Source organism: Dokdonella sp., assembly GCF_049593775.1.
Taxonomy (GTDB): Bacteria; Pseudomonadota; Gammaproteobacteria; order Xanthomonadales; family Rhodanobacteraceae; genus Dokdonella.
Window position 1 is genome coordinate 1 of the sequence record NZ_JBAWHJ010000165.1, and the last position, 8,523, is coordinate 8,523.

7 protein-coding genes and 1 pseudogene are annotated in these 8,523 nt (G+C 59.2%); 5 read left to right on the top strand and 3 right to left on the bottom strand.

Annotated features, from left to right (window positions below):
• From WBP53_RS05735 to egtD, 3 genes are all read left to right on the top strand, one after another.
• Positions 1 to 603, top strand: a 603-nt coding sequence (locus tag WBP53_RS05735; RefSeq protein WP_423926831.1) for a carbonic anhydrase, incomplete at its 5' end; no start/stop codon positions are given.
• A gap of 205 nt (positions 604 to 808) precedes the next feature.
• Positions 809 to 2,056, top strand: a complete 1,248-nt coding sequence (egtB, locus tag WBP53_RS05740) for an ergothioneine biosynthesis protein EgtB (RefSeq protein WP_423926842.1) — start codon at positions 809 to 811, stop codon at positions 2,054 to 2,056.
• Positions 2,053 to 3,018, top strand: a complete 966-nt coding sequence (egtD, locus tag WBP53_RS05745) for an L-histidine N(alpha)-methyltransferase (protein WP_423926833.1) — start codon at positions 2,053 to 2,055, stop codon at positions 3,016 to 3,018. The genes egtB and egtD overlap by 4 nt, the downstream gene beginning before the upstream one ends.
• A 46-nt stretch (positions 3,019 to 3,064) precedes the next feature.
• Here the strand turns inward: egtD and WBP53_RS05750 are convergent.
• The 3 genes and pseudogenes from WBP53_RS05750 to WBP53_RS05760 form a co-directional block, all read right to left on the bottom strand.
• Positions 3,065 to 3,760 (bottom strand): annotated as a pseudogene (locus WBP53_RS05750) (glycosyltransferase).
• Positions 3,761 to 3,838: 78 nt separating this feature from the next.
• Positions 3,839 to 4,309: an OsmC family protein gene (locus tag WBP53_RS05755; protein ID WP_423926834.1), complete on the bottom strand. Its 471-nt coding sequence runs from the start codon at positions 4,307 to 4,309 to the stop codon at positions 3,839 to 3,841.
• A 171-nt stretch (positions 4,310 to 4,480) separates the two neighbouring features.
• On the bottom strand, positions 4,481 to 5,404 hold the full coding sequence (locus tag WBP53_RS05760) for a M14 family metallopeptidase (RefSeq protein WP_423926836.1): 924 nt from the start codon (positions 5,402 to 5,404) through the stop codon (positions 4,481 to 4,483).
• 148 nt (positions 5,405 to 5,552) lie between these two features.
• On the opposite strand from WBP53_RS05760, the gene WBP53_RS05765 reads away from it, so the two are divergent.
• Together WBP53_RS05765 and WBP53_RS05770 are read left to right on the top strand one after the other, a co-directional pair.
• A complete protein-coding gene (locus WBP53_RS05765; RefSeq protein WP_423926838.1) occupies positions 5,553 to 7,184 on the top strand; it encodes an amidohydrolase family protein in 1,632 nt (543 codons plus the stop codon).
• Positions 7,185 to 7,445: 261 nt separating this feature from the next.
• Positions 7,446 to 8,399 carry a hypothetical protein gene (locus tag WBP53_RS05770; protein WP_423926840.1) on the top strand — a complete coding sequence of 318 codons (954 nt, stop codon included), beginning with the start codon at positions 7,446 to 7,448 and terminating at the stop codon, positions 8,397 to 8,399.
• Positions 8,400 to 8,523 lie beyond the last annotated feature (124 nt).

Consider the following 8,523-nt stretch of genomic DNA (forward strand, 5'->3'; position numbering starts at 1 on the left):
GCAGATGCCCTGCAACGATTGAAAGATGGCAACCGGCGATTTGTGGCTGAGCTGGGTGGTGGTGAGGGTCAGAGCAGTGAGCAGCGCCGACGTGCACTGATCACCAAGCAGGAGCCTTTCGCGATCATTCTCGGATGCTCCGATTCGCGTGTCCCGGCCGAGCTTGTATTCGACCAGGGACTGGGCGATCTCTTCGTCATCCGGGTTGCCGGCAATATCGTCGCTCCGTCACAGATTGGCAGTATCGAGTTCTCCGCCAGCCAGCATGGTACGAGGCTGGTTGTGGTCCTCGGTCACTCGCAGTGCGGCGCGATACTGGCCACCATCCAGGAGCTCGGTCGCCGTTCCGAGGATCAGTCACGCAACCTGCAGTCCATCGTCAATCGGGTGCGCCCGTCGGTCGAAGCGCTGATGGATACGGAAATAGCCAAAAATCCAGACGAACTCGTGCGTCGCGCCGTGCGCAACAATATCCGCATGTCAGTCAATCAGTTACGCCACGGTTCGGATATCCTTGAAAACCTCATCGAGAACGAAGGCCTGCAAGTGGTCGGTGCCGAATACTCGCTGGAAACCGGCGTCGTCGAGTTCCTCGATCACTGAGGTTGCCCGCGCTAGTCTGCATTGCTGTAGGTTTTTTGGCCAATCGGGGCGCGTTCATCCAGTTTCGATGCAATTCTGCCACGCAGCAGGGTGCAGTACCCGGCTCCTTCATATCCGGTAAATTTGTGCCAAGGAGAATGCAGGTACCGCCACCGAGCGAGATTCGCCCATGCTCGAATCCGAAAACCAGAGCGACATGTCGCCAATGCAAGCCACGCCCGCAATAGTCGAAACCCTCGAAGACGCTTATCGACGCGTGCGCCAGGCGACGCTCGACCTGGTCGTCGACCTTGCGCCCGAGGACACGGTGGCCCAGTCGATGCCCGAGACGAGTCCCGCCAAATGGCACCTCGCCCATACGACCTGGTTCTTCGAACAGTTTCTGCTCGGCCAGGCCGACGACTATCAGCCGTACAACGCGCAGTGGATGTTCCTGTTCAATTCCTACTATCAGTCCGTGGGCCCGATGCATGCGCGACCTCAGCGCGGACTTCTGACCAGGCCCACGCTGGCCGAAGTGCTGGACTACCGCCGTTTCGTCGATGAGCGGGTGGCGCGCCTCCTGGCCAGACCTGACAGTGGCGAAATCCTCACCCTGGTGAACCTCGGGCTGAATCACGAGCAACAGCATCAGGAACTGCTGTTGACCGATATCAAGCATCTGTTTTCGCTGAACCCGCTTCAGCCCGTCTACCGCGAGAGTCGGCAACGCTCCCCGGCCGTGGTGCAGCCGACCGATTTCATCAACGGTCGTGAAGGCATTGCGGAGATCGGCCATGCTGGCGACGGATTCGCATTTGATTGCGAAACCCCAAGGCACCGCGTCCTGCTGCAGCCTCATGCGCTGGCCAGTCGGCCAGTCAACAACGCGGAGTTTGCTGAGTTCATCCGCGATGGCGGATATCGCACACCGACCCTGTGGATGTCGGAGGGTTGGGATACGGTCTGCAGGCGTGGCTGGAATCGCCCGCTGTATTGGTCCGAAGACCTTGAGCACGAGTTTACCCTTGGCGGCACGGTGGAGATCGATGCTGCCGCGCCGGTCAGTCATGTCAGCTTTTTCGAGGCCGATGCGTTCGCGCGCTGGGCCGGGGCACGCCTTCCGACCGAAGCGGAGTGGGAGTCGGCCGGCGCCGCGTTGCCTCCGATGAAAGGAAACTTCGTCGGCAGCGGTCAATTGCACCCACAGCCGCCGGATCGCGGCGCAGGGCTGCTGCAGATGTTCGGCGATGTGTGGGAATGGACCTCGAGTCCCTATGTAAATTACCCGGGCTATCGGCCCCCGGCGGGTGCTCTGGGTGAATACAACGGAAAATTCATGTGTGGCCAATACGTCTTGCGTGGCGGTTCCTGTGCCACCCCGGCTGACCATATGCGTGCGACCTATCGCAACTTTTTCGCCCCAGCCGATCGTTGGCAGTTCATGGGGCTGCGCCTTGGAATGGATCGATGACCCCAGCCAACCCAGCCATGGAACTGACCGACGCCCCGGATGACGAGTTCAAGGTGGATGTACACAACGGGCTCGCCCAGTCACCCAAGCGCATTCCATCCAAGTACTTTTACGATGCGCGTGGATCTGAGTTGTTCGAGCAGATCTGTGAACAGCCCGAGTACTACCTGACCCGTACCGAGCTGGAGGTCTTGCAGAAAAATGCCAGCGACATCGCCGCTGCAATCGGACCTCGCGCAGTGCTGGTCGAATATGGCAGTGGGGCTGGCATCAAGACGCGGCTTCTGCTTGATGCAATGAGCGAACCGGTTGGCTATGTGCCGGTGGAAATATCGACCAGTGCGCTCAGCGCCAGTGTGGAGAGCCTGGCCGAGGAATTTCCCGATGTCGACATGTTGCCGGTCGCCGCTGATTTCACCCAGCCCGTCGATCTTCCAAGTCCGGAGCAGGATGCCCAGCGCACGGTGATCTTCTTTCCCGGCTCAACGTTGGGGAATTTCGAGCAACGCGACGCAATCGGCCTGCTGCGCACGATGTGCATCGAGATGGGTGCCAACGGATCCGCCATCGTCGGCATCGACCTGAAGAAAGACACGGCCATTCTTGAGGCAGCGTACAACGATGCCGCCGGCGTCACCCGCGATTTCACCTTGAACCTGCTGACGCGTATCAATCGCGAGCTGGATGGCGACTTCGATCTTGCACAATTCGAGCACCGCGCCCGTTACAACGCGTTGGCCGGCCGCATCGAGACGCATATCGTCAGCCGAATCGACCAAACCGCAAGCGTCGGAGGCGAACGCCATGCGTTTGCGGAAGGCGAGGCGATGCTGGTCGAGTACAGCTGCAAATACTCGCAGGAGGAGTTTGCATCCATGGCCGCCAAGGCCGGCCTGCGCGTAGTCCGGACCTGGATGGATCCGGAACGATGGTTTGCAGTGCAGATGCTCGAGCGCGCGTAGGAATTGACTTGGTGCGTCTGCCGCGATTGCCAGGCCCGCGCTGCCGCTAGCGACGTCCCCCGTACCAGAGATCCAGGTTGCTGCGGGACTTCAGCAGCTTCCTGCCACGCCAGGCGAAACGGACAATCAACCCCAGATGCTCGCGGACCGAATGCGTTCGCAGCTTGCGTGCCGAAGTAAGCACCGGTTAGCGCAGGATGACGAATTGGCCGTGACGCCCCAGCGCACGGCTGATTGCCACGTCCTCACCGGCGTAGAACTCTTCATCGAATCCTCCGACACAATCAAAGGCCGCACGCGTACAAAACACGAAGCATCCCGGCGCGATGCGCGTCAGGCGAAGAAGCCACGAGAAAAATCGCTGCGCGAAACGTTCGCTTCGTGACAGCGGCCCTTCGAGATGAACGGTGGCGCCGCCACCGACCGCTCCACTGCGCAGTTGCTGCAATGCCGAATTGGCTACCTTGTGGTCGATCAGGGTATCGGCGTCAATGAATATCAGCTGGTCTCCGTTGGCCGCCGCCGCACCGGCATTGCGTGTAGCTGCAATATGACGGAAGTCGACCTCGACGACGGTGGCCCCGGCCAGTCGGGCGATTTCCGCCGTGGCATCGGTGGACGCATCGACGACGACAATGACTTCGCTGGCATCCTGCAAGGCACCTGCAACCGACTGCACCGCAGCCAGGGTTGCCCCGATCAGGCGCTCTTCGTCATGTGCCGGGATGATGAAGGAAATCATCTGCGGATAATGGCACGCGGAACGTGTAGAGAGACACAGTACCGGGGTGGATGTCCGCTCACCCGGGTTCTTGCCGTTTCAGGTGATGTAAATCGGCTCGCAACGGATTTCGGTCTTCACGGAATTTGCGATGAAACACGAAGCATGAGCTGCATGGTGCAGCGAGTCGAGCTGTGTGGCATCGGGGATGTTTGCGCCGCTGAACCTTGCCTCGGGATGCAGAACCACTTCGGTGATGGCCAGCTTTCCGTCGGCGTCCTTGCCGAGCCTTCCCGCCGCCCTGTCCCGATAGGATTCGACAACGAATCCGCGCTTCCGGGCAATCGAAAGAAACCAGAGCATGTGGCAACTGGACAGGCTGGCCACGAATGCTTCCTCGGGATCGACTGCGCTCGCATCAGAAAGCGGAACCGGCACGACATCCGGCGACGACGAGGCGGCCACTTCGGCCCCGCCATCAAACGTCCACAGATGCGCGCGGCTATACCGGTCAGCAGAAAAATCTCCCCTATCGCATTGCCAGGTAACGGTCGCCACATGCTCGGACATTCCTGATGCTCCCCTGTCTTGCCCTATCACCTTTCGTAGGGGAGGGTCTCAGACCCGCCCGCGTTGTGCATCCCTTTCATTCTTCTCGTGGCCCGCAACGCCGATTCAAGTGGCGGTCCTCGAAGGCACTTCCGCTTCGAAATCGACCACGCGTGTCATGCGAGCCCTGCGTCAGGAACGATTGGCCAACGCGAAATCGATGGCCGCACATACGGCCGCTGCCTGCGCCGCATTGCACTGTTCGGGTGTCGCCCGCGGGCTATCCGGATACACCTCGGTGGTCGATGTAAATCGCGCATTGGTGACGCCCGCACAAAGACCGAGTGGCTTGAACGGATAGCGGATCACCCCTGGAGAGACGACCGTCGATCCGATGATCTCGCCCTTTGCATCGGTCGGTGCGATATGGGTGACCTTTTCCACTGCAGCGATGATTGCCTGCTGGAATTCGGGCTGTGGGCTATCGCTGTCGTCGACCAGATAGAAGCCATCGGGTATTTCACCGGGCTCGTGTGTCTGACCATCCCGCGCGGCCAGAGCCGGCTGGAACTCGGACTCATCGGTGTCGGTGGTTTCGTGCAAATCGATATGCATCAGCGCGATGTCGCGGATCGGCTCAACCAGTTTGATCAGAGCGGCAGACTCCTGCGCCGGGCTGTTCGCCTTGAAAGAGCGGTTTGGATCGACCGCATCGCGGTTCCAGCGATGGATTCGCTCGTAGCCCCAGGGACTGACACAGGGTGCAACGACAAGATTGACCTTGCCCGCATAGTCCGTCGCATGACGTTCGACGAACTGCAATGCGCCATGCACGCCACTCGTCTCATAACCATGCACGCCGCCGGTGACGAGCACGGTCGGCAGCGCGTCGTTCCAGTCGCGGCTCTTTATCGCAAACAACGGATAGTTTTCACCCGGATAGACGAGTTCGCCATATTGAATGACGTCGAAGCGCGCACGCAGGGAATCAATCGCGCTCAGGACGTCATCGGCGTAGCTGCGCTGAACCGATAGCCGCGAAAGCCAGTCGGCCCTTTCCGCGTCGCCCCAGGCCACGCCGGGGGTGCCGACTGGGTAAAAGGATTGCGTCGTCATCGTGTCTCTGCCGTCTCGTCGATGGAAAGCGCAACACTTTAGCACTGCATCCGGAAACAGTCCCAAGCCAAGCTGCTGCAAGCGGGTGTGTTGCCGGCAGGCATGAGGCATTATCGGAAACAGTCGATCAATGCTTCAGGGGAACATCATGCGAATGTCCGTGCCGTTGCTTATTGTCCTTGGGGTTGCCCTTGGCGGGCCTGCGCAGGCAGCAGAAAATCAGAACGCAGCGGAGCCAGCCGAAGAGCATGCCAAGGCTTCTGCTGTTGCGCCTGCGCCAGCCCGCACGGAAGGGGAAGGTCCGTACTCGCAGTTGATCCTGCGCGGAGCGACCGTCATCAATGGCACGGGCAGTCCCGCATTCGGCCCGGCCGATATCGTGATTGAAGGCAACCGAATCGTATCCGTGCAATCGGTCGGTTCGCCGGGCTCCACGATCAAGCCCGACTCGCGACCCAGGCTCAAGCCAGGCGGTCGGGAAATGGATCTGAGCGGCAAGTATGTGATCCCCGGCTTGATCGACATGCACGGGCATATCGGTGGCGAAGAGCAGGGCGTTTCCGCGGAGTACGTCTACAAGCTGTGGATGGGCCACGGCATCACCACGATTCGCGATCCCGGTTGCGGCAACGGCATCGACTGGTGTGTCAGCGAACAGCATCGCAGTGAGAAAAATCAGATCACCGCGCCGCGCATCTATCCTTATGTCTTCTTTGGCGCCGGACTCGATGCGCCGATGACCGAGCCGGAGCAGGCGCGCAAGTGGGTGCGCGACATGAAGGCCAAGGGCGCAGTCGGCATGAAGTGCTTCGGCTACCGGCCGGACATTCTCGCTGCCGCACTTGATGAATTGCAGAAGCAGGGCATGCAGAGCGCCTGCCATCACGCGCAGCTCGACGTGGCGCGCGTAAACGTACTGACAACGGCGCGTCTGGGCCTTACCACGATGGAACACTGGTACGGCTTGCCCGAGGCGCTGTTTGATGGCCAGACCGTGCAGGACTATCCGGCTGCCTACAACTACAACAACGAGGCAGACCGATTCGGACAGGCCGGACGACTGTGGGCACAGGCCGCACCCAAGGGCAGCGAGAAATACGAGGCCGCCATCAACGAATTACTGGAGCTCGACTTCACCCTCGATCCCACGTTCACCATCTATCTGGCTGCGCGCGATCTCATGCGTGCGCGCCAGGCCGACTGGCACGATGCATACACGATGCCCGCGCTATGGGAGTTCTACACGCCCAATCGCGACAACCACGGCAGCTTCTTTTTTGACTGGACAACCGAAGACGAAGTCGCATGGCGCGAAAACTATCAGCTCTGGATGGCCTTCGTGAACGACTACAAGAACCGCGGCGGCCGCGTTACCGTGGGGTCGGACTCCGGCTTCATCTACCAACTCTACGGATTCGGCACGATCCAGGAGCTGGAACTGTTGCGCGAGGCGGGCTTCCATCCACTGGAAGTGCTTCGTTCGGCCACGCTGAATGGTGCGGAGGTGCTGCGCGCCGATAATCGCATCGGCTCGATCGAGCCAGGCAAGCTTGCCGACCTTGCCGTGCTTTCGGAAAACCCGATGGCCAACCTCAAGGTCCTCTACGGCACCGGCCACATCAAGCTCGATGCTGAAGGCAAGTTGAGTCGCGTGGGCGGAGTCGACTACACAATCAAGGACGGCATCGTCTACAACGCGAAGGACCTGTTGGCGGATGTGCGCAAGATGGTTGCCGAAGACAAGGCGAAGCAAGGCATCACGACATTGCAGCAGCCGTGATGTGCTGAAAATCCGGAGAGACTTCGACTCTCGCGATCACCCCGCGAAGCACGATCCAGAATTCGCACGCGAAACTCCCAGCAGCACTATGGGATAGCGTTCGACAAAGGCGAGGCTCCGCTATCGAGAGGCTGAAGTCGACCCGAACTGGACCTTCCAGGTGTCTTGAGCTCCCCCGATCCGACACTACTTATACAGTATGTGTAGTATTGCCGATCGAATTGAAGATCCATTGGAGTGCGCGCAAAGATGAGGCCGAGGATGTTGGTGTTGATTGTTTCAATACTTGTTCTTGCCGGTGCCGCGCTCACAGTTTTGCGCGTCCAGAATGGGAGTTTGTTCGGAGGGGCGAATTCCACCGATAGAACTCTGCCGACCGATTACCCTGTTGTGTCAAGGTTAGACAGCGAATCATCCACGCCCGAGTCCGATACGGCGCCTACTTCACAATCGGCCCTCGATAGGGCGCCGCCCAACCAAATGGCAGCGCCCACTGCGCCTGGCGTCGAATCCTACTTTCTGGAAGATCCGGGACAATCCCTGCGAATCACCAATCTTTCTGATCAGTATTCAGCCTTGGCTGCGCTTGCTGCCCAAGGCGATGTCGTCGCAGCTCGAACGCTATTCAGAGGATTGAACATCTGCGAGCAATCGCCTCTTGATGCGAAAGAGTTGTCGAACTTCGAAACAAAAGGCAACGATCCAAATAGCTTGTTCTATTCAGGAACTGCATCCGGAAAGCAAAGCCTGGAGCGAGCGCGGACTCTCTATCCTCACTGCAAGGGTCTGACGGCGAGCCAAATCACTGCAAAACGTATGTGGGTCGCTCAGCTAGCAGAGGCGGGTGATAGTGAGGCACGGCTTAAATTTCAGTACTACCGCCCCGAGGACTTTGACCAAATTGACTATGCGGAGCGCTTCAATGCCTTTCAAGAACAGGCTAGAAGCTATTTGAACGCCGAAGTTTCGGCCGGGAATCCAGATGGGCTACTTGCAATGGCAAATGGACATATGCCCGCTGTCTCTGAAAATCAGCATATGGCATTTCAGGCAGATCCCTTCACCGCTTATACGTACTACTACGCATATGGAATGACCCCTCATCCAGATTTCGATGTCACGAATCTTCTGGCGAGACTCCAGGATCAGCTATCGCCCGTGCAAATTCAGGATGCGACAAACAGGGCAATTGAACTAGTCGATGAACACTTCTGAGATATTGGGCAGCCCCCAAGTCGCAAGACCGGCAAGGCTCATTGAGAATTGTCTTCTATGCTGCACCCTGTTCGCTACTAATGGTCCGCTTCTGGCCGAGCAGCGACGGTCGCAAGTCGACCCA

Excerpts from the sequence above, each read along its gene's own strand:
- egtD (WP_423926833.1), top strand. The coding sequence starts at position 2,053 with ATGACCCCAGCCAACCCAGCCATGGAACTGACCGACGCCCCGGATGAC.
- WBP53_RS05770 (WP_423926840.1), top strand. The coding sequence starts at position 7,446 with ATGTTGGTGTTGATTGTTTCAATACTTGTTCTTGCCGGTGCCGCGCTC.
- WBP53_RS05760 (WP_423926836.1), bottom strand. The coding sequence starts at position 5,404 with ATGACGACGCAATCCTTTTACCCAGTCGGCACCCCCGGCGTGGCCTGG.
- WBP53_RS05755 (WP_423926834.1), bottom strand. The coding sequence starts at position 4,309 with ATGTCCGAGCATGTGGCGACCGTTACCTGGCAATGCGATAGGGGAGAT.
- WBP53_RS05765 (WP_423926838.1), top strand. The coding sequence starts at position 5,553 with ATGCGAATGTCCGTGCCGTTGCTTATTGTCCTTGGGGTTGCCCTTGGC.
- egtB (WP_423926842.1), top strand. The coding sequence starts at position 809 with ATGCAAGCCACGCCCGCAATAGTCGAAACCCTCGAAGACGCTTATCGA.